This is a genomic window from Dyadobacter sp. SG02 (genome assembly GCF_900109045.1).
Classification (GTDB): domain Bacteria; phylum Bacteroidota; class Bacteroidia; order Cytophagales; family Spirosomataceae; genus Dyadobacter.
Map to the genome: position 1 here is coordinate 564,844 of NZ_FNYL01000004.1, position 22,406 is coordinate 587,249.

Annotated in this window: 19 protein-coding genes and 1 tRNA gene; 9 read left to right on the top strand and 11 right to left on the bottom strand. The window is 50.0% G+C overall.

Annotated features, from left to right (window positions below):
- Nucleotides 1–48 precede the first annotated feature (48 nt).
- The 4 genes from BMW93_RS12545 to BMW93_RS12560 form a co-directional block, all read right to left on the bottom strand.
- On the bottom strand, nucleotides 49–492 hold the full coding sequence (locus BMW93_RS12545; protein WP_090376046.1) for an NUDIX domain-containing protein: 444 nt from the start codon (nucleotides 490–492) through the stop codon (nucleotides 49–51).
- 193 nt (nucleotides 493–685) lie between these two features.
- Complete coding sequence (gene lpcA, locus BMW93_RS12550; protein WP_090376049.1) at nucleotides 686–1,270, bottom strand: D-sedoheptulose 7-phosphate isomerase; 585 nt, start codon at nucleotides 1,268–1,270, stop codon at nucleotides 686–688.
- A 23-nt stretch (nucleotides 1,271–1,293) separates the two neighbouring features.
- Nucleotides 1,294–1,944, bottom strand: a complete 651-nt coding sequence (gene mnmD, locus BMW93_RS12555; RefSeq protein WP_229240398.1) for a tRNA (5-methylaminomethyl-2-thiouridine)(34)-methyltransferase MnmD — start codon at nucleotides 1,942–1,944, stop codon at nucleotides 1,294–1,296.
- A gap of 29 nt (nucleotides 1,945–1,973) precedes the next feature.
- Nucleotides 1,974–3,242, bottom strand: a complete 1,269-nt coding sequence (locus tag BMW93_RS12560) for an aspartyl protease family protein (protein ID WP_090376054.1) — start codon at nucleotides 3,240–3,242, stop codon at nucleotides 1,974–1,976.
- 303 nt (nucleotides 3,243–3,545) lie between these two features.
- Here BMW93_RS12560 and tpiA point away from each other — a divergent pair, with 303 nt between their 5' ends.
- On the top strand, nucleotides 3,546–4,307 hold the full coding sequence (gene tpiA / locus BMW93_RS12565; RefSeq protein ID WP_090376273.1) for a triose-phosphate isomerase: 762 nt from the start codon (nucleotides 3,546–3,548) through the stop codon (nucleotides 4,305–4,307).
- A 185-nt stretch (nucleotides 4,308–4,492) separates the two neighbouring features.
- Here tpiA and BMW93_RS12570 read toward each other — a convergent pair whose 3' ends face one another.
- The 3 genes from BMW93_RS12570 to BMW93_RS12580 all read right to left on the bottom strand — a co-directional run bounded on the left by BMW93_RS12570 (nucleotide 4,493) and on the right by BMW93_RS12580 (nucleotide 7,629).
- Nucleotides 4,493–5,743 (bottom strand): OmpA family protein, encoded by a 1,251-nt coding sequence (locus BMW93_RS12570; RefSeq protein ID WP_090376056.1) that lies wholly within the window; start codon nucleotides 5,741–5,743, stop codon nucleotides 4,493–4,495.
- Nucleotides 5,744–5,826: 83 nt separating this feature from the next.
- Nucleotides 5,827–6,579: a DUF5672 family protein gene (locus tag BMW93_RS12575; RefSeq protein ID WP_090376059.1), complete on the bottom strand. Its 753-nt coding sequence runs from the start codon at nucleotides 6,577–6,579 to the stop codon at nucleotides 5,827–5,829.
- Nucleotides 6,580–6,600: 21 nt separating this feature from the next.
- On the bottom strand, nucleotides 6,601–7,629 hold the full coding sequence (locus tag BMW93_RS12580; protein ID WP_229240399.1) for a glycosyltransferase family 2 protein: 1,029 nt from the start codon (nucleotides 7,627–7,629) through the stop codon (nucleotides 6,601–6,603).
- A 53-nt stretch (nucleotides 7,630–7,682) separates the two neighbouring features.
- Here BMW93_RS12580 and BMW93_RS12585 point away from each other — a divergent pair, with 53 nt between their 5' ends.
- The 6 genes from BMW93_RS12585 (at nucleotide 7,683) to BMW93_RS12610 (ending at nucleotide 13,922) form a co-directional block, all read left to right on the top strand.
- Nucleotides 7,683–8,234: a hypothetical protein gene (locus BMW93_RS12585; protein WP_090376062.1), complete on the top strand. Its 552-nt coding sequence runs from the start codon at nucleotides 7,683–7,685 to the stop codon at nucleotides 8,232–8,234.
- A 15-nt stretch (nucleotides 8,235–8,249) separates the two neighbouring features.
- On the top strand, nucleotides 8,250–9,044 hold the full coding sequence (locus tag BMW93_RS12590; protein WP_090376065.1) for a cysteine hydrolase family protein: 795 nt from the start codon (nucleotides 8,250–8,252) through the stop codon (nucleotides 9,042–9,044).
- A 75-nt stretch (nucleotides 9,045–9,119) separates the two neighbouring features.
- Nucleotides 9,120–12,008 (top strand): excinuclease ABC subunit UvrA, encoded by a 2,889-nt coding sequence (uvrA, locus tag BMW93_RS12595; protein WP_090376068.1) that lies wholly within the window; start codon nucleotides 9,120–9,122, stop codon nucleotides 12,006–12,008.
- 51 nt (nucleotides 12,009–12,059) lie between these two features.
- Nucleotides 12,060–12,491, top strand: a complete 432-nt coding sequence (locus tag BMW93_RS12600; protein ID WP_090376071.1) for an antitoxin Xre/MbcA/ParS toxin-binding domain-containing protein — start codon at nucleotides 12,060–12,062, stop codon at nucleotides 12,489–12,491.
- An 11-nt stretch (nucleotides 12,492–12,502) separates the two neighbouring features.
- A complete protein-coding gene (locus tag BMW93_RS12605; protein WP_090376074.1) occupies nucleotides 12,503–12,967 on the top strand; it encodes an RES family NAD+ phosphorylase in 465 nt (154 codons plus the stop codon).
- Between the two features lie 118 nt (nucleotides 12,968–13,085).
- Nucleotides 13,086–13,922 carry a fumarylacetoacetate hydrolase family protein gene (locus BMW93_RS12610; protein WP_090376077.1) on the top strand — a complete coding sequence of 279 codons (837 nt, stop codon included), beginning with the start codon at nucleotides 13,086–13,088 and terminating at the stop codon, nucleotides 13,920–13,922.
- A 62-nt stretch (nucleotides 13,923–13,984) separates the two neighbouring features.
- On the opposite strand, the gene BMW93_RS12615 is transcribed toward BMW93_RS12610, so the two are convergent.
- The 4 genes from BMW93_RS12615 to BMW93_RS12630 all read right to left on the bottom strand — a co-directional run bounded on the left by BMW93_RS12615 (nucleotide 13,985) and on the right by BMW93_RS12630 (nucleotide 19,022).
- A complete protein-coding gene (locus BMW93_RS12615; RefSeq protein ID WP_090376078.1) occupies nucleotides 13,985–14,374 on the bottom strand; it encodes a hypothetical protein in 390 nt (129 codons plus the stop codon).
- Between the two features lie 321 nt (nucleotides 14,375–14,695).
- The gene (gene der / locus BMW93_RS12620; protein ID WP_090376279.1) at nucleotides 14,696–16,006 is read right to left on the bottom strand and encodes a ribosome biogenesis GTPase Der; all 1,311 of its coding nucleotides are present in this window, start codon (nucleotides 16,004–16,006) and stop codon (nucleotides 14,696–14,698) included.
- A gap of 64 nt (nucleotides 16,007–16,070) precedes the next feature.
- Nucleotides 16,071–16,994: a GTPase Era gene (gene era, locus BMW93_RS12625; RefSeq protein ID WP_090376081.1), complete on the bottom strand. Its 924-nt coding sequence runs from the start codon at nucleotides 16,992–16,994 to the stop codon at nucleotides 16,071–16,073.
- Between the two features lie 45 nt (nucleotides 16,995–17,039).
- Nucleotides 17,040–19,022, bottom strand: a complete 1,983-nt coding sequence (locus BMW93_RS12630) for an LTA synthase family protein (RefSeq protein ID WP_090376084.1) — start codon at nucleotides 19,020–19,022, stop codon at nucleotides 17,040–17,042.
- Between the two features lie 108 nt (nucleotides 19,023–19,130).
- Here BMW93_RS12630 and BMW93_RS12635 point away from each other — a divergent pair.
- A tRNA-Met gene (locus BMW93_RS12635) sits at nucleotides 19,131–19,203 on the top strand.
- Between the two features lie 119 nt (nucleotides 19,204–19,322).
- Entirely contained in the window at nucleotides 19,323–22,397 is a 3,075-nt protein-coding gene (locus tag BMW93_RS12640) for an ATP-binding protein (protein WP_177194077.1), read from the top strand.
- The last annotated feature ends 9 nt before the right edge of the window (nucleotides 22,398–22,406 follow it).

The window sequence follows — 22,406 nt, forward strand, 5'->3', positions numbered from 1 at the left end:
TCTGTCTTATAGAAACGAACGAAGAAGTATTGACCCCAACTAACGTGTTTATGAGCGCACATAGGGTTGGTCGATCACCCCGATATGTCCCGAATGCAAAGATTCATTGCAGAATGCGGCGATCTGCGGGCCGACATTGGGATACAAATGCCTGGAAGCAAGCGATGCCACCGGCAGCCACACGATTTCGAGTGCGGTAGTATGCACAGGATCGAGCGCCGGGGTACCATTTGTTATATTTGCGTTAAATACCATGTGGAGCGTCTCTTTCCGCACTTCCTGCCAGATTACCTCGCCGCAGGACACCATTTTTCCAACCTCCACTTCCACGCCCAATTCTTCCATCAACTCCCGCGCCAATGCGTCGGAAAGCGATTCGCCGGGATCGGGATTACCGCCGGGCAATGCAAATACTTCCTTCTCGCCATAGCAATAGCGCAATGTGAGGATCTTGTCGTTGTCGAGAATGATAGCGGATGGACGGACGTTCATGATGGTACGGGTCTGCTGGATGGGTGACGTGGGTGGGTGTCAGGGCTAGTCAAATGTGGTCAAAAATGGTCAGGAATTGAATTGATTGTTTCTCAATAAACAAACTTCCCCCGACAAATGACAGCACTTGACTACAAATGACTATTCTTGACAACGTCCTGACCAACTCTTACGTCGCGTTACCGGAGACGCGTCAATCCCTCAGCACCATTTTTTCGATCAGCAGCATGAAAATGTGGATGACCTTGATGTGGATTTCCTGAATACGGTCGGCGTAACCGAAATGCGGCACGCGGATTTCAATGTCGGCTACGCCCGCGAGCTTGCCACCGTCTTTTCCCGACATGATAATAATTTTCATTCCTTTCGCCCGCGCGGCTTCGGCGGCGCGGATGATATTGGCGGAATTTCCGCTGGTACTCAGTCCCAGCAGCACATCGCCGGGCTGACCCAATGCCTCGATATACCTTGAAAACACATATTCGTATCCGAAATCATTGCTGACGCAGCTCAAATGGCTCACATCGGAGATCGCGATGGCGGGTAATGCGCGGCGGTTGTCGCGGTAGCGGCCGGTGAGCTCCTCAGCGAAATGCATGGCGTCACAATGCGAGCCGCCGTTACCGCAGGAAAGTATCTTGCCATTATGGATTATTGCGTCGGCCATCAGCCCGGCCGCTTTTTCGATCTTTTCAATTTGCTCCGGGTCGCTTAGGAAGTTGTCGAGAACGGCTTGTGCTTCTTTCAGTTCCTGGCTGATAATGCTTTGGTAATTCATATTTGTATTAATGCTAATGAATGTCAGAGTTTGATGGCTTTCAGAACATGTGTCTTTCTGCCCGGGCCTTTATGCCGCTCCACCTTGAATCCTCCGGCGGCGAGCGCCCTCTTAACGATGCCTTTGGAAGAATATGTTACTAATACGCCTCCCGGCTTCGTTAGGGCCGCTATTTTGGTGAAAATTTCTGCCGTCCAGAGTTCCGGTTGTGCACGAGGATCGAATGCGTCGTAGAAAATGATGTCAAAAAACCGATCCGGCGTGAAGTCCTGCAAAGTGGTTATTTGTTTTCGCAGGTTAAAAAAAGGAGAAATAGTTACCTCCTTACCCCATTCCGCATTATGCAGCTGCATAAAACCTTTTTCGCCCGTGGCTTCTTCGTAATTGAGCTGCGAAGCTTCCAGTGGCGAAACGGGATATGCTTCCACGGAAGTATAGAAAACCTGTTTTTGAAGCTGATCGGCCAGTTTCCACGCGAGAAATGCATTCAACCCTGTTCCGAAACCCATCTCAAAAACAGAAACCGGCCCGTTTTCAAGGGCCGGCCTCAAACCAAGGTTGATATAAATGTGCTCCGATTCGCTCAGGGCACCTTGCAAGGAATGGTATTGCTGATTAAACTGCGCGCTGAACAATGAATGCGAGCCGTCTTCGGTGATGATGAAGCGTTTCAAATGGCCGGGTTTTTGTTTGGCCAAAAGTACTAAATCATTCTGCGCAGTGTGACCTGGGTGAAGAAAATATCGCCTTTCCGTTTCACAAGCAGGTCCACGTTTTTCCCGTCGCCGCGCTGCAAAAGCTTGTATATTTCGCTCACATTGAGCTCCGAGGCAGAGTGGTCGTCGATAAACAAAAGCTGATCGCCCTCCACCAACCCCGCCCGCGCTGCCGGGGAATCGTCTACAACGTGATTGACGATGTAACTACGCAAATCCTTTCCTTCGGCCCGGATCTCCATGCCACTCATATCATGCTCGAATTTCTCGCGCAGGCGGCTTTTGATCGGTTTGAGCACCATATAGCGCTCGCCATAGTTGAATGTGACTTTGAAACGGCGGAGTAGTTCGCAACCGATGTTGCCCTGTCGCTCGGCCCCGGCCCGTATTTTAGAGCCGAATGCAATGCTGTCGGGAAAGGATGCTACCACATTATTGAGCTCGAAGCGGCCCAGGCGCATTTTGTCGACCCGCCCCAGGTTTCCATTGATAACCCCGTTCAGGCCACGGCCGAGTTGTGCGCGGATCACTTTTTCCGGCAAGCGGAAGGTTTCCTTGCGGGTATTGTTCAAAAGCAATGCATGCCCGGCACCGGTGTCGATCAGCACGCGGATCGGGTGCTCGCGACCGTCGGCGAAGAGTGTCACAGCGTCCGTAAATGGCTTGGTATCCTCGATAATGAGCGGGTGTTTATCGCCTTTACTGGTTTTGTACTTGTACCGGTCGGGCCGCATCAGGAGTATTTCCTTTTTGGCAAAATCGATCGTTACGACGAAGTTGTTAAAGATTTCATACCCGAAAATCCCGTGTACAGGCACGCCCACATACTCGGAGAGGCGCAGGAAGTCCTGTTCGAGGATCACGATATTCTGGTGGTTGGCTTTGAGCCTGCCCATCGAAAACCGGTTGTCGATCGCCACATGCGCGGAAATGGATGCGCCCTCGCCCGCTCCCGTGAGGTTCACCTTGCGGGTCATACGCAGCTTGTCCGCTTTGAGGATATTCGGATCGGTAATGATAATGGAACTAACGCCCGTGTCGAGGATAAACCGCAGCGAATCATTGTCGTTGATTTTCGCGTAAAGCAATATCAGGTTGGAATGCAGCTCGAACGGGATGCGTGCTGTTTTATGGTTTTTATCTAAAAAGTAACCATACTTTTCCTCTGATACAGGGGGTACGTCGCTGGAATGGCCGAATGTCAGGGTGTGAGTAAAAAGTATGATCGCTGCTATAAACCACTTAGACGTTTTCATCGTGGCCTCCTTTCTTTAAATGGCTAAGTCTCTGATTCCGTTGATAACATTGCAAAAACCACGTTGATTATAAATGACTTGTGTTCTTATTTATATTCTTCGGTGTACGTTAAGTGCCGAATTCATCCCAATCGGTGAATTCAAGTAAAAATAGTTGATTTTACATCAATAAAACACAAAAAAATCTCGATATGTGCAAACTTTTTGACATTTTTTTGATCACAGATATATAATCATGCAAATGAGGAAAATATGGTACTTTTGTTGCGTAAAATGACTTTTTCCCACAATAAAAATTTTCTCATGCGAAAAAAAATTGTTGCCGGTAACTGGAAGATGAACAAGGTTCTGGATGAAGCAGTTGCGCTTACTTCAGAACTCGTTAATATGGCCAAAGACGAGGTCCGGAATGACGCTAAAATCATCCTTTGCCCTCCTGCGATTTACCTTACTACGATTCAAAAATATATCGAGACCGAGCCTAACTTCGCATTGGCGGCTCAAAACTGCTCCGATAAAGTTTCGGGTGCATTCACCGGTGAGATTTCCGCACAAATGCTGCAATCGATCGGTGTACAATATGTGCTGATCGGCCACAGCGAGCGCCGTCAGTATTTCAACGAAACCAACGCATTGCTTGCCGAAAAAGTAAATACGGCACTTTCTTTCGGTGTTTCCCCTATTTTCTGCTGCGGCGAGTCGCTCGAACAGCGCCAGAATGAAGATTATATCGGTTTTGTAAAAAACCAGATCACCGAAAGCCTTTTCCACCTTTCGGAAGAGCAATTGAAATCGGTGGTAATCGCTTACGAGCCGATCTGGGCGATCGGAACGGGTCTTACGGCTTCGGCTGAGCAAGCGCAGGAAATGCACGCGGCATTGCGCGCGCACCTCGCATCGAAATATGGTGCGGAAGTTGCGGACGAAATTTCGATCCTTTACGGCGGAAGCGTTACGGCCGCCAGTGCACCCGAGCTCTTCGCCTCACCGGACATCGACGGCGGCCTCGTAGGCGGCGCGTCGTTGAAATCACGCGAGTTTACGAATATTATCAAGGCGCGGTAACGGTACTGTCAGGTGTAGTCATTTGTGGTCAGATGTAGTCAGATGTAGTCAGGTGTAGTCAGGTGTGGTCAGGTGTGGTCATTTGTGGTCATGTCTAGTCAGGAGGAGAATTTCCTCCATGACAACGCCTGACCACAAATGACTACTAACGACTACACCTGACAATTCCTGACGCCGCAGGCACCCTACATTTCCGTAATCACAAATTCCACCCGGCGGTTCTTCTTCCGTTCCTCCTCGCTGCCTTTTTTGATCGGGCGCGTGCCGCCGTAGCCTTTCGCTTCAATGCGGCTGCTTTCAATGCCCTGTTCGTGCAGGTAAGTTTTCACCGCCTCCGCGCGCTTGCGTGAGAGTTCCAGGTTTTTGTCAAAATCGCCTACATTATCGGTATGGCCTTCGACGCGGATCTTGACGGTCGGGCTGTCGCGCATAACGTCCACCAGGCGGTTCAGTTCTTCGAACGACTCCGGAAGTAAAGTGTATTGGGAGGTTTCAAAATAGATATTGGGCAGCAGGATCGTCTCCCCTACGATCAGCGGCGTCAGGTATACATCATGATCGAACGATTTCCCGGACGAATCGCCCGGCGCGAGGCTGAACGACGTTCCATAATACCCGCGCGCCATCACCCGGAAGTTATATTTCTCGCCCGCATCCACGCCCACGCGGTATTTTCCCGAGGACGACCGGATTTGCAGCGTATCGCCGCTCTCAATATACGAGAGCTGCGCCGTGATCGGTTCTTTGGTTTTCGAATTGAAAATCGTGCCTTTCAGAATGGCCATTTCCGCTTCCTTCTTCACGGGTGCCGGCTTTTGAGGCGCCTTTGCAGCGGGTTTGGCCGTTGGCGTCCTGGCCGGCGGTGCCGTGGCTTTCGCTACCGGTTTGGCCGATTTCCCGGCATCTTTTTTCAAAGGATTCCTGACGCGAATGCCGTAAAAATTCCATGACTGGTTGCCTCCGGAACTTCTGCCCTCATAAAAATCAAACTCTTCGATTCCCGGTGTAAGTCTTTCGAAATAGGCTACAAAATCGACGGTATCGCCGTTCGCGACGCTGGTTTTAGTAGTAGTAGTAATGTTTTCCGCCCTGATGAACTTGAATTTTTTATCGATTTCGCCGGGTTTGTAAAGCCGGGTCTCGGGATCGAGCCAGATCTGGCTCTGGCCGATGCCTTGCTGCGGAAACTGCGGAACACGCGAGTCCGGGAATGGCGACGAGCGTGGCTGCGAACGGAACTGCGGCTGTTGCTGCTTTTTGGGCTCGATAAACTGGAGATAAATAACCGTGTTGGCGTCCGTCAGCTCCACCCTCTTGATTTTCACATAGGGAACCGACGATTCTTCTACTTTGGGGTTCTCTGTAACTTGCCCGAAGCTGGTATGGATGGATAGCAAAATGGCTCCAAAACTGGCCGAAAGCAATTTGAAATGCATGGTGATATTGGGTTTAACCTAAATATCTGCAAGAACGTCCTAAAACCTGTGATAGTTTGTTAAAAATTGTTAAACGCAGAAAGTCACTGGCTTACAGTGATAAACGGCGCCCAGAAAGCCGGGTCGTAGCGCTCCCAGGCGTGGCAGGCGAAAGGTAGGCGGTGCTGCGTGAGCTCATAACTTGCCGCCGGGCTTTTCTCAAATGCGAAATCCAATGCTTCCCGCCATTCCGGCAAGTTCATAAAAATCTTCATCGGTTTCAGTCGCGTCGCTTCCTGGCAGAAAAGCATGTCTTCATTGCCTTTCCAGGTTGGATAAAAGATATTATAAATCTTTAAATAGCGTAAAAAAGAAGGAATCTTCCGCAACGAAAGGCCGCCGTTCAACACGACACGGTGGGTCGATAATGCATTTGCGAAATCCTGGGCGGCCTCCGCGGGAAGTTTATCGAATTCCGGCTGGTGCAACGACGGCGCACCGATATAATCATAACCTTTGGCACACCATTCTTTCAGCCCGTCGCGGAAAACGAATGCGTCGAGCTGGTAAATGAGGATGTATTCGTAGGCGGTGAAAGTTTTGTAAAAATCAATGGAAACCATGAGCCGGTTGTAAGCATCGACTCCCGTAAAAAAGCTGTTATCAAACGACTGGAAGGTAAGCGAGGGATATTCTTGCAAGAACGCCGAAAGGTCCAGCGCTTCCGGTTTCACGACGATCACCGGGTAATTACCCAATACCTTCATGCATTGCCGCAACGACATTTGTTCCGCATCCGTCATACTTGCCTGATATACAGGTATCACCACCGCCACCAACGACTTATTTTCAGCCATTTTCAAAAATCATCCGGTTTGTTATTCCAATAAATCGCCCACCAACGGAAGCCACCAGTCCTTGCTACTGAACCCGTAATGGCCACGTACCAACTGGTCCAGCACCGGTATCACTCGTTTTAAACGGTTTTCGGGTAGGGCCGCGCGGGTGTAAAAATGCTTTTGCGAGAGGTCCAGCTTCGTAAGCTTCTCCTTCGGGACGAACGGAAGCGCGAGCAGGAGCAAATACATATCATGCAGTTTTTTGCCTTTTTCTTCGAGTGGGGCGAGTTTCTGCTTCCGGTCACGCTTGAAACGTTCGGAGAACTGCACCTTCTCGATTTTGCTGCCAAATCCAACCTGCTGGCTGGAATGAATGCGGTAAGAAACGAGCGGTTCGGGAATAAAATCTATTTTGCTTTCCAGGCTCAGTACCATGGCTATCCAGGCGTCGTGGATCAGGTCGGGCACGTGGGTAGGGAAAGGCATCAGCCGTTTGAGGCACGATTTCCGGATCGCCAGCGTGGCGCCGGTCACTATAAAACCCTTGAAAAGGATTTCGTGTGCTTTGCCGCTTCGCCAAAGCTGCTGCTGCGCACCATTGAATTCAATTTCCTCCCAAATGGTACCACCCGCCGGTTGTGAATAATCGTCGATTTTGTCGGCATCGCTGAACACCGCATCCAGGTCCGGGCGAGCATTCAGGAACGCGAGTTGCTTCTGTACTTTATCTTTCCGCCAGCGGTCGTCCTGGTCGCAGCAAAAAATAACGTCGCCTTCACACAGCGAAAGGCATTTTTCAAAATTTTTCGTCGAACCGAGGTTCTGCTCGTTCACGTGGATGCGTACGGGGAATTTGCTGGTAGCGGCAAAAGATTTTATGATTTCAACCGTGTCGTCCTTCGATCTGTCGTCGCAAACAACCAATTCGTCCACCGAAACCGTCTGATCAGCAATGCTCTTCAACTGTTCGGGCAGGAACTTTGCCCCGTTGTAGGTACACATAGCCACTGAAATCATAATGTGTATTTTATATTTTTGTAAAAGCTTCCCGGCCGTTTTAAGAGCCATAAAGTTACGCGGTTGAGCCGGGAATTAAACGAAAAGTTATTAAAAGCACCCGAATGGCGTTACCAGAACAGCTCAAAAAGGCGATTATCCAAATGCCTGCCAAAGAAAAGGATAAACTGCTCCTGAGACTGATCACGAAAGACAAAACCCTGAGCGACCGGCTCCATTTCGAACTCATCGAGGACAGTGCTACCATTCCCGAGCGACGGGAAGAGCTCATGGGAAGGATCGTGCGGACATCGAAATTCAACCAGAATACGCCCGGATGGGTGCTGATGGACATGCGCACATTAAGCGGCGACATTGCCTATCATGTGAAAGTGACCAAGGACAAGATCGGCGGCATCGAACTCAATCTCTTCCTGCTCAATACCTTTCTGGAAAGTTACTCGGATATTCTGCGGACCTACTCTTCCCGTGCCGATACCTGTGCATTATACATTGCCAAAAAGGCACAGGTAATCCTCAACGGCCTCAGCAAACTCGATGAGGACTACCGCATTGATTATATTAAAGACGCAAACCGGATGTTGCAGCTGGTTTTCAGCCTCTGTTCCAAAATGTACGCGCGGCAAATGGAGTTGCCGCAGGAAATCGAATTATAAACACACCATTTGACCATGAAAAAAACCGCATTGCTGATCATCGACGCCCAGTACGATTTCTGTAATCCAGACGGCACTTTATACGTGCCGGGCGCCGAAAAGGACGTGGAGCGTATTGCCAACCTTATTTCGCTCGAAGGCGATAAAATCGATGCGATATTCCTTACCCTCGATACGCACAAGGTGCTCGACATTGCCCATCCGCTATTCTGGGAAGATCAGAACGGCAATACGGTCGCGCCATTTACACTGATTTCCAGTAAATCGGTGGAAGCGGGCAAATGGGTACCGCGCTACCAGCCCGAATATGTTTTGGAATACCTGAAAACCCTCGAAACCGAAGGCGAATTCCAGCATTTCATCTGGCCGGAGCATTGCCTTGTCGGCTCCAAAGGTGCCGCTATCGACGATACCCTCATGCATGCGGTGCTCGCGTGGGCGCACCGCACGCGCCGCGACTACCGCACGGTTTCGAAAGGCATCAACCCGTTGACCGAGCATTTCGGGGTATTTAAAGCCCAGGTACCAGTGGCTAATGCGCCTGAAACTGAACTTGATCAACGTTTTTTGGCAGAATTAAATGAGTACGATCAGGTGCTGATCGCCGGTGAAGCACGCTCGCATTGCGTCGCAACGAGCATCCGGCAGATTGTCAGATATGCACCGGCATTAGCCGCAAAGACGATCGCATTGACCGACTGCATGTCAGACGTACCCAACTTCGGCCATTTCGCCGACCCGATATTTGAAGAGGCTGCGAAAAGCGGCATGAAATTTGAAAAAGCGGGCCAGGTTTTCAAAGAAAACTAAATGCCCCGGCTTTTGGTTATAATAGTATCACATCATCATTCAAACTAATATCAATCATCCATCGATAACCCCGCTATGATGCAATTAGCTGTGCCCCGGATCGAGGCCGATCAGTTCGATGAACTGGATCCGAGACAATATATTCTGATCAAAGGTGCCCGAGTAAATAACCTGAAAAACATAGATGTGGCGATCCCGCGCAACAAGCTGGTCGTCATTACGGGCCTTTCCGGCTCCGGGAAATCGTCACTCGCCTTTGATACGCTGTTCGCAGAGGGCCAGCGAATGTATGTGGAGAGCCTCAGCAGCTATGCGCGGCAATTCCTCGGGAGGATGGAAAAGCCGGAAGTGGAATACATTAAAGGCATTTCACCGGCTATTGCCATTGAGCAAAAGGTAAATACCCGTAACCCGCGGTCGACTGTGGGTACTTCCACAGAGATTTACGATTATCTCAAATTACTTTTTGCGCGTATCGGGCATACCTATTCGCCGGTTTCGGGGGAAATTGTCAGAAAAGACTCGGTTACCGACGTCGTGAACTACATGCTCGCGCACGACGAGGGCACGCGTGTGATGATCCTCGCCCCATTGCTCATCCGCGACGGTCGTTCGCAAATTGAAGAACTCACCATATTGCTTTCCAAAGGTTATAATCGCATTGTGCTGAATGATGAAGTGGTTTCGATCGAAGATATTCTCGAAAAACCAGACCATTTTCCGCAGGCCGGCAACCAGGTTTTCATCCTCATCGACCGCGCCGCCGTCCGGCACAACGACGAGGACACGCAATACCGCCTCTCCGACTCTGTACAAACCGCATTTTTCGAAGGAGAAGGAACGTGTACCGTGCATATTGTAGGGGGTGAGAAAAGGGTTTTCTCCGATAAATTCGAGCTCGACGGTATTACTTTCGAAGAACCGACCGTCAATCTGTTTAGCTTCAATAACCCTTACGGCGCTTGCAAAAGGTGTGAAGGTTTTGGAAAAATATTGGGTATCGACCCCGATCTGGTCATTCCCGACAAAAACCTCTCGGTGTACGACGGTGCCATCGCGCCCTGGCGCACCGAGAAAATGGGCGAATGGCTGATCCCGCTCGTCCGCAACGGCGTGAAATTCGATTTCCCGATCCACAGGCCTTACAAAGACCTCACTCCGGCCCAAAAAGAGCTGCTTTGGACGGGTAACCAGTATTTTCAGGGGATCAACGAATTCATTTCGGAACTCGAATCCCAGACGCACAAAATTCAATACCGCGTGATGCTCTCGCGCTTCCGCGGGCGCACTACCTGCCCCGATTGCCGCGGCTCGCGCTTGCGGAAGGACGCTTCATATGTCAAAATCGGCGGCAAATCCATTACCGATCTGGTACTAATGCCGATCCAGGACGTTTCGGAGTTTTTCAAACAGCTCGGCCTCGGTGACCACGACCGCCAGATCGCGCGGCGCGTCCTGACGGAAATCGAGTCACGACTGGATTATATGAACCGTGTCGGACTTGGTTACCTTACATTAAACCGGTTGACGAGCACATTATCCGGTGGCGAGTTCCAGCGTATCAAGCTGGCGACCTCGCTTGGAAGTGCATTGGTGGGCTCGATGTACATTCTCGACGAACCGAGTATCGGCTTGCACCCGCGCGATACGCAAAGGCTCGTAGGCGTGCTCGAATCACTTCGCGACCTGGGTAATACCGTGATCGTGGTGGAACATGAGGAAGAGGTAATGCATGCTGCGGATCAGATCATCGACATTGGTCCCGAAGCGGGCACCGGTGGCGGGCATGTCGTTTTTCAAGGCAACCAGGGTGATATTGAAGTGTTGAAAGTGAATGGTCAGGGGCGCGGCAGTAGTCAGGAGGTGATTGATATTCTGGATGGAAATGTGCAGTCCCATACTTTGGACTTTTTGCTGGGGAACGATTCTATTCCGGTGCCTTCCGTTCGGAGAAAGTCTTTGCATTTTCTTGAAATTAAGGGGGCGCGGGAGAACAACCTGAAAGAGCTGGATGTCAAAATACCTTTGAATAACCTTACCGTCGTCACAGGCGTGAGTGGTTCGGGGAAATCTACATTGATCCGGAAAATACTTTACCCGGCATTAATGCGCCTCAAAGGCGAGTTCAGCGAGGATGTGGGCAGGTTCGACGAGCTTACCGGCAGCGTCGACCGCGTTGAAGCGGTTGAAATGATCGACCAGAACCCGATCGGGAAATCGTCGCGTTCGAACCCGGTTACCTATATTAAAGCTTACGATTATATCCGGCAGATGATGTCGGAACAACCACTTTCTAAGGCGCGCGGCTACAAACCTTCGCATTTCTCCTTCAATGTCGATGGCGGCCGCTGCGAAATATGCCAGGGCGAGGGCCAGGTGAAGATCGAAATGCAGTTCATGGCCGATATTTATCTTACGTGTGAGGGTTGTAACGGCAAGCGTTTCAAGCAGGAAGTGCAAGAAGTAAAGTATCAGGACAAAGACGTTGCCGAAATCCTGGACATGACGGTGGATGAAGCCATCGAATTTTTCAGGGAATCTGAGCCGAAACTGGCTGATAAACTGCTGCCATTGCAGGAAGTAGGGCTCGGTTATGTAGGTTTGGGTCAATCTTCAAACACGCTATCCGGAGGCGAAGCGCAGCGGGTGAAACTGGCCTCATTCCTCGGCAAAGGCTCTTCCAACAAAGGTAAAACACTCTTCATTTTCGACGAACCAACCACCGGTTTGCATTTCCACGATATCAAAAAGCTCCTTAAAGCGATTAATGCACTGGTGGAGCAAGGCGATAGCGTGATCATCATCGAACATAACATGGAAGTCATCAAAAGCGCCGACTGGATCATCGACCTCGGTCCCGAAGGCGGCGAAAACGGCGGACAGCTCACCTTCACCGGCACGCCGGAGGAAATGGTGAAACTCGAAGGAAATTATACGGCGGAGTTTTTGAGGGATAAGATTTGAAAATGTGAAGTATGTCACTTAACTTAGTGACATACTTCACTGAAAAGCATTATGTCAACACCCGTCCGGTTTTTCGAGGAGGAATTTGTCCCATACGGTAAGCAGCCAGCGTCCGAATATGCGGTCGTCAAAACATCGCGCGAGGGCGTTCTGCGCTCCGTTGCCGATGAAGTTTCGGATCTGATCGGTCTGACGGACAACGAGGTCGCGTACATATTGGGCATGACGCCCCGTAACCTGCACCGCATTCAGGGCGAAAAGCGGCTTGGTACCGACGCTTCCGAGCGGCTTTTGCTTCTCCGGAATGTGCTTATTCATGCGCTCGATACTTTTGAAGGCAAAGAAAATATAGTGCGGCATTGGCTGCGAACGCCGGTCGCCGAGCTGAACGACCAGTCGCCGCTGCAAATGATGGACACCGTTACGGGCTTTGGGCTGGTGGATAATGTACTGGGGCGTCTGGATTATGGTTTACCAGCCTGATTGCGCCACATATGCCATTGGTATACAGGATCACCCGCGAAAAATACCGGCACGACGCACTTTCTACCGAGGGTGCAAGGCTATTCGGCGCTCGCTGGAACCCGAAAGGCGTTGGAGTACTATATACCACCTCCACTCCTGAACTCGGCCTTGTAGAAACCCTCGCCCATGCACCAGGCGTGCGTTACGAGGACCTTCCCAAATACTGGCTTTCTTCCATTGAGATTCCTGACGATATCCGGCATTATGCCCGAAAAGACCTGCCCGATTTCTGGCAGGACAAAACCTACGGACGCACACAATTCTGGCTTAAAGACTGGCTCATTAAGCCCGATGTACTCGCGGTAGGCATTCCGTCGGTGATCGTGCCCTTTTCTTCAAACATCATTCTGCATCCCGATCATCCACTGTTTGCCGACGTCAAACTTATCGCCCAGGAGCCTATTCCCATCGACCGCCGTCTCTGGCGCGGCTAGTCACTTCTGCATTCATTTTCCCGCAATTTTCAGTGGCCTGAAACACTTTCCTGCCCGTATTCATCAGTAAAGACGCCCGCTGGGGGACTTATTCAGGCTAAACCAAAATCTGCATTTCATGAAGTTATATAAGACCGAAAATGGTATCCTCCTTGAAAACGAGGACATTTTCTATCGCCTCCACGAGACCGACTGGGACGTTGTCGTGAACCGGAACAACCTGTACGAATGGCTGGAAGATCAGTCGCAAAGCCTTATCGCATTGACGTTCAGCGACGATTTCCCAATGCCCGAGGCGTTGGCGCCTATCGGTACCCAGGAAGTATGGGCTTCGGGTGTGACGTATTTCAAAAGCCGCACGGCGCGGATGGAAGAATCCGAAAAAGCAGGCGGAGGGAGTTTTTACGACCGTGTGTATGAAGCAGAACGCCCAGAATTATTCTTTAAGTCGACTGCCTGGCGTGTGGTGGGCCACCATGGTACCGTCCGCATTCGCAAAGACTCAACCTGGGACGTGCCCGAACCGGAGTTGACTTTGTTCGCCACTTCCGAAGGCGCATTGGTAGGTTATACCATCGGTAACGATATGAGTTCGAGAAGTATAGAGGGAGAAAACCCGTTGTATTTGCCGCAGGCCAAGTCCTACACCGGCAGCGCGGCGCTAGGGCCTTGTCTGTATGTATTCAAAGAGCAGCTCGGTGCCGATACCGTGATCGACCTGTCGATCGTGCGCGGGGGCGAGGAGGTTTTTAATGGAGAAGTCGCATTGTCGCAAATGAAGCGTAAACCGGAGGAGCTGCTACGTTTTCTTTACCGCGAAATGGCATTCCCGCAAGGCGCATACCTGATGACAGGTACGGGGATTGTTCCATCATCCGATTTTACATTACAATCCGGTGACGTGGTACACATCACCATCGAGCCGATTGGAACATTAACCAACACAGTAGGCTGATAAAATCAAAAAGCTGCGGGATCGACTCCCGCAGCTTTTTGATTTTATCATGTCAGTATTTCTTACGAATGACCCAACTTCGGAATGAAGGTGAAAACCACGCATCTCACTGCGCTTACCAGCTTGGTTACCATCGATTCTCCTTCGCTTTCTTCTGACTCGCTTTCAAAGAATGCAGCCGGCCCTTCTTCCAGAACGCGGGCATTCAAAGTCATGATTCCGGCCGCCTGCGTGTTGGCAGCGGTGTTTTTGATCATACGCGCGTGCTTCACCTGCACAGGAGCTTTCGCTTTCAAAACAGGCTTGGCTTTTCTCGCAATGGCCTTTTCAGTTACACATTCCTTGCCTGACTGCAACTTTCTGTGTGCTACAAACATGTTGTGCACATAGCCTGTCGCGCTGGCTTGCAGGCTGATTATGGTAAGTAATATTAAGATTCTGAGTGTTTTCATGGCTTGTATGCAATCGTTAAGAATTCTGGCTGAATTATGTGTAACTAATTGACCTTACAAAGGTATATGTTTCATTAGGTATCTTGCAATACATAGTACCTTGTTTTTAACATTTTTTTCGAAAATTTTTCCGAATGTGGTCAAAGTACCGTGGCTGACCGGATAACAGATGTAAAAGTAATATAAAAGGTTGCTCGAGATATTCGAAAAAAGACGAACCGTAAAAATTTCCAGCTGAACAGTAGCAGGTTACGGATAAATTGCAAAAGCGCCGACCAGGAAAAACCCGGCCGGCGCTTTCTTAATGACATTATCCTCTTCCTATTTCTCGCGAAAGAATATCGTGATCGGTACACCCGAAAAATCGAAGTTGTCGCGCAAACGGTTTTCCAGGTAGCGCAAATATGGCTCCTTCACATGTTTCGGATGGCTACTGAAAAAGACAAACGTCGGCGACGGCGTCGGCAGCTGGATCATGTATTTGATATTGATATACTTACCGCGATGTGCCGGGGGCGGGTATTTCTCGATCTCCGCCTGCATGACCTCGTTCAGTTTCGAAGTGGTAATTTTCTTGGTTTTGTTCTGATAAACCTCCATTGCTTTCTCCATCACCTGGTGAATGCGCTGTTTTTCAACTACCGAGGCGAAAATGATCGGCATATAGTTCATTGGCGCGAGCTTTTCCAGCAGCGCTTTTTTGTATTGATCGGCGGTTTTAGAGTCTTTCTCAACCAAATCCCATTTGTTGACCATGATCACAATGCCTTTCTTGGCTTTGTCGGCCTGACCGATAATGTTCATATCCTGGCCTTCGAGCCCCAACGTTGCGTCGAGCAGGACGATACAAACGTCGGATTCCTCCATTGCTTTTACCGAGCGAAGCGTCGAGTAAAATTCGATATCCTCCTTCACGCGTGATTTACGGCGGATACCGGCGGTGTCTGTCAGGATAAAATTCATCCCGAACGCATTGTAATGGGTGTGGATCGCGTCGCGCGTGGTACCTGCGATGTCGGTAACAATACTGCGATCGGTGCCGGTGAGTACGTTCAGGAACGAAGATTTACCTACATTTGGACGACCCATGATCGCGATGCGCGGGATACCTTCTTCCGGGTTTTCGATCCCGGCTGTTTCGAAATGCTGGATTACTTTGTCAAGTAATTCTCCCGTACCGAAGCCGGTTTGTGCGGAAATCGCGAAAATTTCATCACCCAAACCCAATTCATAAAACTCACCTGCCGACTGATAACGTTCAGTAGTCTCGGCTTTATTGGCTACGAGATAAACCGGCTTATTGAACCGACGGAGCACATTTGCGAAGTCTTTGTCGAGGTCGGTAAGTCCGGTCATGGTATCGACCATAAAGAGAACGACCGTGGATTCCTCGATCGCGAGCTCCACCTGGTCGCGGATTGCGCCTTCAAAAATATCTTCGGAGCCTACTACATAACCTCCCGTGTCGATTACTGTGAAATATTGGTCGGTCCATTCGCCGTAACCATAGTGCCTGTCGCGGGTTACGCCGCTCTGGTTGTCCATAATGGCCTTCCGGCTTTCGGTAAGGCGGTTGAACAAAGTGGATTTGCCCACGTTCGGACGACCAACAATCGATATTATATTTGCCATTTTTTTACTATTAATATGATCCGAGCCGGTCTGGCGCCTGCTCTTCATTCGATTTATTTAAAATTTATTCCTGATAACCCAGCTGGCGCAGCTTGTTTTCCTTGCTCCTCCAATCCGGTTCTACCTTTACGTGCTGTTCGAGGAAAACTTTTTTGCCAAAGAAATCTTCCAGATCCTGGCGGGCCTGTGTACCTACTTTTTTCAGCATTTCCCCTTTTTCACCAATAATGATCCCCTTCTGGCTTTTACGTTCGACCAGAATTTCTGCGCGGATCACAATGATGTCGTCCTTGTCCTTAAATTCAGTGATTACTACTTCGGAGCTGTATGGAATTTCCTGGCGGTAATTCAAGAAGATTTTTTCGCGGATAATTTCCGAAGCAAAGAAACGCTCCGGCTTGTCGGTAAGTTCATCCTCATCGAAATAAGGCGGGTGGAAAGGCAGGCGCGTCACGACCGCATCGAACAATGTCCCAATGTTTGCATTTTCCAATGCGGAGATCGGTATAATGGCGGCGGGGTGGATTTCATCCTCCCATTCGGCCATTTTCGCTTTCACTTCCTCGTCGTTCGAAAGGTCGATTTTGTTCAGTACCAGCACGACCGGCGATTCGGTGCGTTTCAACAACGGCAATACCTCATGCTCGGCTGCTTTCTCCCCTATTTCCACGACAAAAAGCACTACATCGGCATCTTCCAGCGACCCTTTTACAAAAGTCATCATCGAGTCGTGCAGCTTGTAGGATGGTTTGATCACCCCCGGCGTATCCGAATACACGAGCTGGAACGGGATATCTTCATGCTTTCCATTCAAAATCCCGATAATGCGGTGGCGGGTCGTTTGCGCCTTGGAGGTGATGATCGACATCCTCTCGCCCACGAGCACGTTCATCAGCGTCGATTTCCCGACATTGGGCTTTCCGATAATGCTCACAAAACCAGCCCGGTGGTTGCGTAACTCGGTATTATTTTCGGCTTTTTCTTCCATAAAAATTACTTCTTCACTTTTTTCAGCTTCCCAAAAACGTGTTACCTAAGGTGTTACCGTGAGCCGGTCGTCCAGCATCCGGTTCGAATATTGCTGGATAAATGCCTTAACCTGCAATTCCATAGGCCCTTGAACCTCCGGAACCCGGCCTGCAAGGTTATTTTTCAAAAGCTTGTCTTCCTGATATTTATACAAACCTACGGTTTTCCGGCCATCAAATTGCAAAACATACGGCCCATTGAACCATTGATAGACGCCATCATAGTTGACAGCGAAATTGATCGGAGGGTTCCCGAACACATTTTTCCCGAATCCAAAATAGGGTTTGTCGTAATGCAGAAGCCCTAGAATGGATGGCATAATGTCGATTTGCTGAACGAGGCGCGTGCTGTCGGTGCCCGGCGCAACGTCGCCCGGCGAGGCGTCACTCGGCGCAACGTCGCCCGGCGCGTAAAACAGAATGGGTATCGAGAAATTCCCTACCGAGGTCTGGTATTGGGGATAATGGGCAAATGTGGCTGAGTGATCGGCGGTTATTACAAATAATGTATTCTTGAACCAGGGCTTGATTTTGGCGGAATCGAAGAACCGGCGCAATGCATTGTCGGTATAGCCCATGCATTCGTATATCGGCAGCGGGCCTTTCGGGAACTTGCCCTGGTAGCGCGCAGGCACCTTGTACGGGTCATGCGAGGATACCGTAAACAATGTGCTCATGAACGGCTCCTGAAAGGTATCCAGCTTTTTGGACCAGAACTGCAAGAACTCCTCGTCCCAAATGCCCCAGATGCCGTCATAATCGGCATCGTTGTCGTATTCGGTTTTACCATAATAATCTTTAATACCGATCAGGTTTGTGAATGCCTTGAAACCCATCGAGCCATTCGGTGCCCCGTGGAAAAACGAGGTATGGTAGCCCTTTGCTTGCAGCATTTCGGGCAGGCTGGGCAGCTTGTTGTCTGTATACCGCGTGAGAATGAATGGCTCCATAATGCCCGGAATGCTCGTAAGCACCGATGGAATAGCCTCGATCGACTTGGCCCCGTTGGCAAATGAATACCAATGCACCTTGCTGTGCTGCATCAGCGAATCGATGAATGGCGTGTAGCCCTTGTAAGTACCGTTTTCGAGATCGCGATTGAATGTCCCTACCATTTCCTTTCCAAAACTTTCCCAGATCAGGATCACGACGTTTTTCGGTTGAAATGCGGGCGCGTTGGGATCGGGATAGTGGATCGGCGAGTAAACCGCATTCATTTCCTGCTCCGATTTAAAAAAACTGGCCCGCTGGTAATCGGAACGTTTCAGGGTCTTGAAAATGCAGAACGGGGTGTTCAGCACGATGAACATTTCTTTGGGCTTATCGACGTACTCGCCTGCATTGCTCAGCGTAATAGGCCGGGTACTGTGCCGGAAGCCACCCTTTACCCCGCCGATAAAAAGGAATACCGAAACGGTCATCAATACACTGTGCACGAGGAATATCTGCCAGGCCGGGCGAGCGGGTTTGGCATTCACCTGCCAGCGACGCGTGATATATACCACCAGCGCCACAAGCATTATCCACACGAGCACCACGTACCAATAATTCACTATAAAGCCGCCAAACAGCTTGTGCATGTTGTTTTCATGCGAAAATTCCTGCAAAACCGACCAGGTACTCCTTTTGATGGTAAAACGGTAGTAGATAAAATCGGCGCAGTTGGCGAGCAGGGCAATGCTGTTGGTAATGATAAAAAGATAGTCCAGAAACTTCCGGAACCCCGGCCGGTACTTGAATGTGACGGGAATGAGCGTCAGGAAAACATAAAGGGCATTCGTGTAAAGCACCGCCACGAGGTCGAAGCGCAAGCCTCCGAGGAACAAACGCGGCGCGACCGCCAGGGTTACCTCCGGAAAAAACGATTGATTGAAGAAAAAAAAGAGAATCCGGCAAATGGTAAATAAAATCATGATGCCGAGCAACCTGATCAGCAGCACCTGATGCATGCGCCACCCGAAACCGGAAGCGACTGTGTATGAACTCATAAAATCGATGTCAGAAAGTTAGAAGCAAACTTTTTTGAAAAGTTTTCACAAAAATAGTTGTTTTCTGTAAAACATTTGTTGTATGTTTGCACTCCAATTCAACGACACCGCGGGATGGAGCAGTTGGTAGCTCGTTGGGCTCATAACCCAAAGGTCGCTGGTTCGAGTCCAGCTCCCGCTACACAGGCCAAAGCCACTTTCGAAAGAAGGTGGCTTTTTTGCATTTGTAGAGTTTCTTCAATGCGATGGTCGGCAAGCATTATTTGCGCTACTTTGCAATGCCTTGTTGCCAGACCATATATGAGCCGCGCCCTTTCCCTCGTATTTAGCATTACCTGCCTTCTGACGGCCCTCGCCGCACGGGCCCAGGAAATCAACTTTAAGTCCGATCGCTATGCGTTAAGGCATTATACAGCCGAAACGGGCCTACCGCAAAACAGCGTAAAAACGATTGTCCGCGACGATGCCGGGTTCTTTTGGTTCGGCACGGAAGACGGCCTGGCGAGGTTCGATGGCCGGAATTTTTATGTTTTCAACAGCTCCAATGCGAAATTTTCCTCCAATCGCGTCATCCAGAGCTTCCGCGGGCTTTCGGACGACGGGCCTTACATTCTCCTCGAAGCGGACGAGGCTTACAAAGTTTCCGGCGGCGGCCTTACGAAAACCGATTTGTACAAAAACGAATTCAAAAAACTGATTTCGTACGGCGACCTCGCGAAAAGTTATTGTATTGCCTTCGAGCTTACAAACCGGCACATTTATGATTATTACTGGAAGGGTGTCGTTTTCCCGGTTTCGCCGGGCAATTACTACGTGTGCGACACTAGCAGCGTGACTTACTTTCAAAAAGGCAAACTGGCCTATCGAAAGCAGGTTTCTTCCAAAAAAGCGATTGACTATTTCACAATTGGCCAGGATCTGTACCATTTCGACCGGCCGAATGCAAGCGTCTACCGGGTTGACCGCGAGGGCCCGCACCCGATCACGATCACCGGTGATATTGCGGAGGGCAGTGCCGGCAGCGCTACCAACCTGGAAATCATTTGGAATACCTTCTCAAAAACGCTTTTACTTGCTTCCGGCGGCCGTATTTTCAGCGTCGATATCACCGGGCGCGATACTTTCAATACTACGTTGCTGCTCGAAGGGTTCGATACCAACGAGAACAAAATCATCAGCTCTTTTTACGATAAAGACAGCGGATTACTGCTCCTGGGCAGCCATACCAAAGGGCTATTTGTTTTTACCAAAAAGCAATTTTCAGCTTTCCGGAAGAGCGAGGGATATTCCTTTCATGAACAAAGCCTGTACAAAAACCGCTACATCCTCACCAATTTCGGCGCTTACGATATTCTTTCGAAGGCGGAAGCAGGCCCTCTGATCACGAATAAGTTCCAAGGCTGGGGGCCGTTTGCAACAAAGACGGGTTACATCTGGGGCTCCAAAAGGGACACGATTTTCCTGTTCAATGAGCAAGGCACCCGATTGCTGGGCAAATGGCGTATCGGCGACGATGTGTGCATTTCCTATGTCGATCTGGACGGCAACCTCTGGCTGGGGCACAGAGACGGGCTTCTGCAAAGGTTCGATATGAAAACACTTAAATGGACCTTCATCAGAATTGCCGGACTGAATGTCCATATCACGTTCATATCGCAAGACAAATCGCCGGACCCGAGGAAAAGCACCTTCTGGATGGGCACGGGCTCCGGCCTGTACCGCTTTACATTTCCAGGTTTCCGCGTTGAAAAGATTCGAAACTTCGGGAACAGCTCCGTGCATTCGCTGTTTCTGCGACGGGCAGAAGATGAAATGGAAGTTTGGGGAACGATCTCCGGGGAGGGCCTATTTCTGATAAAAAACAACCACGCCACGCTTTTTCCGACAGACAGAAAAAGGCATCTGAGCTCCGCGCATTGCATTACCGAGGACAAAAACGGCTGCTTTTGGGTACCCACCAACAAAGGCTTGTTTCAGATGAAAGCCAATGACCTGCTCGAATTCGCCAAGCAGCCCGATAAAAATCTCTATTACCTGTATTACGACTACGAAAGCGGCTTCCCCACCAGCGAATTCAACGGCGGCTGCATTCCCTGCACGCTGATACTACCCGACGGGCAGTTCTCCATGCCTTCCATCAGCGGGCTGGTCTATTTCAATCCTGCGAAAATAGGCCCGCAGTTGCCCGACAAGCCGCTCCTCATCGACCGGATCGAATACAATGGCAAAAGGATGGGCAAAGGCGACACATTGCAGCTCGACAACGATTTTGAATTTATCAAGTTTTCGCTTTCGACGCCCTATTTCGGGCATCCGGATAATGTACAGATCGATTACCAGTTGACAAGCCACCAACAAACCGGTTCATGGCTGCCTGTGCGCGAGGGCGGCGAGATTGTTTTCAACGGGCTTGGCAGCGGGCGCTACGTTCTTTCGATCCGGAAACTGAATGGATTCGGATCGAACAATTATTCTACCAAACGACTGGTATTCATCATCGCCCCGAAATGGTACGAAACCTGGTGGTCCAGGACATTGCTCCTGAGCTTGCTCCTGCTCGCTACATATGCTTTTTTCAAACGGCGCACACGGTCGATCGAAAAACGGAACGAAGACCTCGAACGCGCCGTAACCGAGCGGACGGCCGCATTAAAAGAATCCCAGAACGAGTTGAGCCGCCAACTGAACATTCAGGCGCACCTGATCGCATCCATCACGCATGATGTGCGCGCGCCGCTGAAATATGTTACGCAGGCATCCCGGCAAATCCCGAAGCTCAATGAAATGGGGCAATACAAGATGCTCAACGAAGTAGGTAATGCACTGGAACAAAGCCTGGTGCAGATGACCAATTTCCTCGATAACCTGCTCAGCTACGTGCGGACAACGCTTTATCACAGTAAAGTGGAGAAGAGCCAGGTCGATCTGTCGGAACTGATCGCACAGAAATTGATATTGTTTGAAAAAGTATTTCTGCTGTATGGGAATGAGGTTTCGAACGACGTATCATCCGGTCTGACAGTCCGTTCCAACCCTGAACTCCTGTCGGTAGTGATCCATAACCTGATCGATAACGCGAGTAAATATGCCCGCAACGGCCAGATCCGCATTTTTTCGAGCATTAGCGCTCATGCTGTGCATCTCGTCATAGCCGATTCCGGCAAAGGCATCGACGAGGAAGTCCGCGAGTGGTTCAACAACCCCGCCTCCGCGCATTCAGATTCTTACGGCAATGCATCCCCGAAAGGCTTCGGCCTTGTAATCGTCAAAGAGGTAGCCCGCCTGATCAACCTTTCCGTTTTTGCAGACAATCACAATGGCTGCGAATTTCACATCGTGTTCGACATACTCAAATCCGACGATCAGTTACAATAGTTGTCTCAA

Coding starts and splice junctions, on each gene's coding strand:
- BMW93_RS12610 (WP_090376077.1), top strand. CDS start 13,086: ATGAAGTTATATAAGACCGAAAATGGTATCCTCCTTGAAAACGAGGAC.
- BMW93_RS12580 (WP_229240399.1), bottom strand. CDS start 7,629: ATGGCTCTTAAAACGGCCGGGAAGCTTTTACAAAAATATAAAATACAC.
- BMW93_RS12545 (WP_090376046.1), bottom strand. CDS start 492: ATGAACGTCCGTCCATCCGCTATCATTCTCGACAACGACAAGATCCTC.
- BMW93_RS12615 (WP_090376078.1), bottom strand. CDS start 14,374: ATGAAAACACTCAGAATCTTAATATTACTTACCATAATCAGCCTGCAA.
- BMW93_RS12590 (WP_090376065.1), top strand. CDS start 8,250: ATGAAAAAAACCGCATTGCTGATCATCGACGCCCAGTACGATTTCTGT.
- BMW93_RS12630 (WP_090376084.1), bottom strand. CDS start 19,022: ATGAGTTCATACACAGTCGCTTCCGGTTTCGGGTGGCGCATGCATCAG.
- lpcA (WP_090376049.1), bottom strand. CDS start 1,270: ATGAATTACCAAAGCATTATCAGCCAGGAACTGAAAGAAGCACAAGCC.
- tpiA (WP_090376273.1), top strand. CDS start 3,546: ATGCGAAAAAAAATTGTTGCCGGTAACTGGAAGATGAACAAGGTTCTG.
- BMW93_RS12600 (WP_090376071.1), top strand. CDS start 12,060: ATGTCAACACCCGTCCGGTTTTTCGAGGAGGAATTTGTCCCATACGGT.
- BMW93_RS12570 (WP_090376056.1), bottom strand. CDS start 5,743: ATGCATTTCAAATTGCTTTCGGCCAGTTTTGGAGCCATTTTGCTATCC.
- era (WP_090376081.1), bottom strand. CDS start 16,994: ATGGAAGAAAAAGCCGAAAATAATACCGAGTTACGCAACCACCGGGCT.
- BMW93_RS12640 (WP_177194077.1), top strand. CDS start 19,323: ATGAGCCGCGCCCTTTCCCTCGTATTTAGCATTACCTGCCTTCTGACG.
- BMW93_RS12605 (WP_090376074.1), top strand. CDS start 12,503: ATGCCATTGGTATACAGGATCACCCGCGAAAAATACCGGCACGACGCA.
- uvrA (WP_090376068.1), top strand. CDS start 9,120: ATGATGCAATTAGCTGTGCCCCGGATCGAGGCCGATCAGTTCGATGAA.
- BMW93_RS12585 (WP_090376062.1), top strand. CDS start 7,683: ATGGCGTTACCAGAACAGCTCAAAAAGGCGATTATCCAAATGCCTGCC.
- BMW93_RS12560 (WP_090376054.1), bottom strand. CDS start 3,242: ATGAAAACGTCTAAGTGGTTTATAGCAGCGATCATACTTTTTACTCAC.
- der (WP_090376279.1), bottom strand. CDS start 16,006: ATGGCAAATATAATATCGATTGTTGGTCGTCCGAACGTGGGCAAATCC.
- BMW93_RS12575 (WP_090376059.1), bottom strand. CDS start 6,579: ATGGCTGAAAATAAGTCGTTGGTGGCGGTGGTGATACCTGTATATCAG.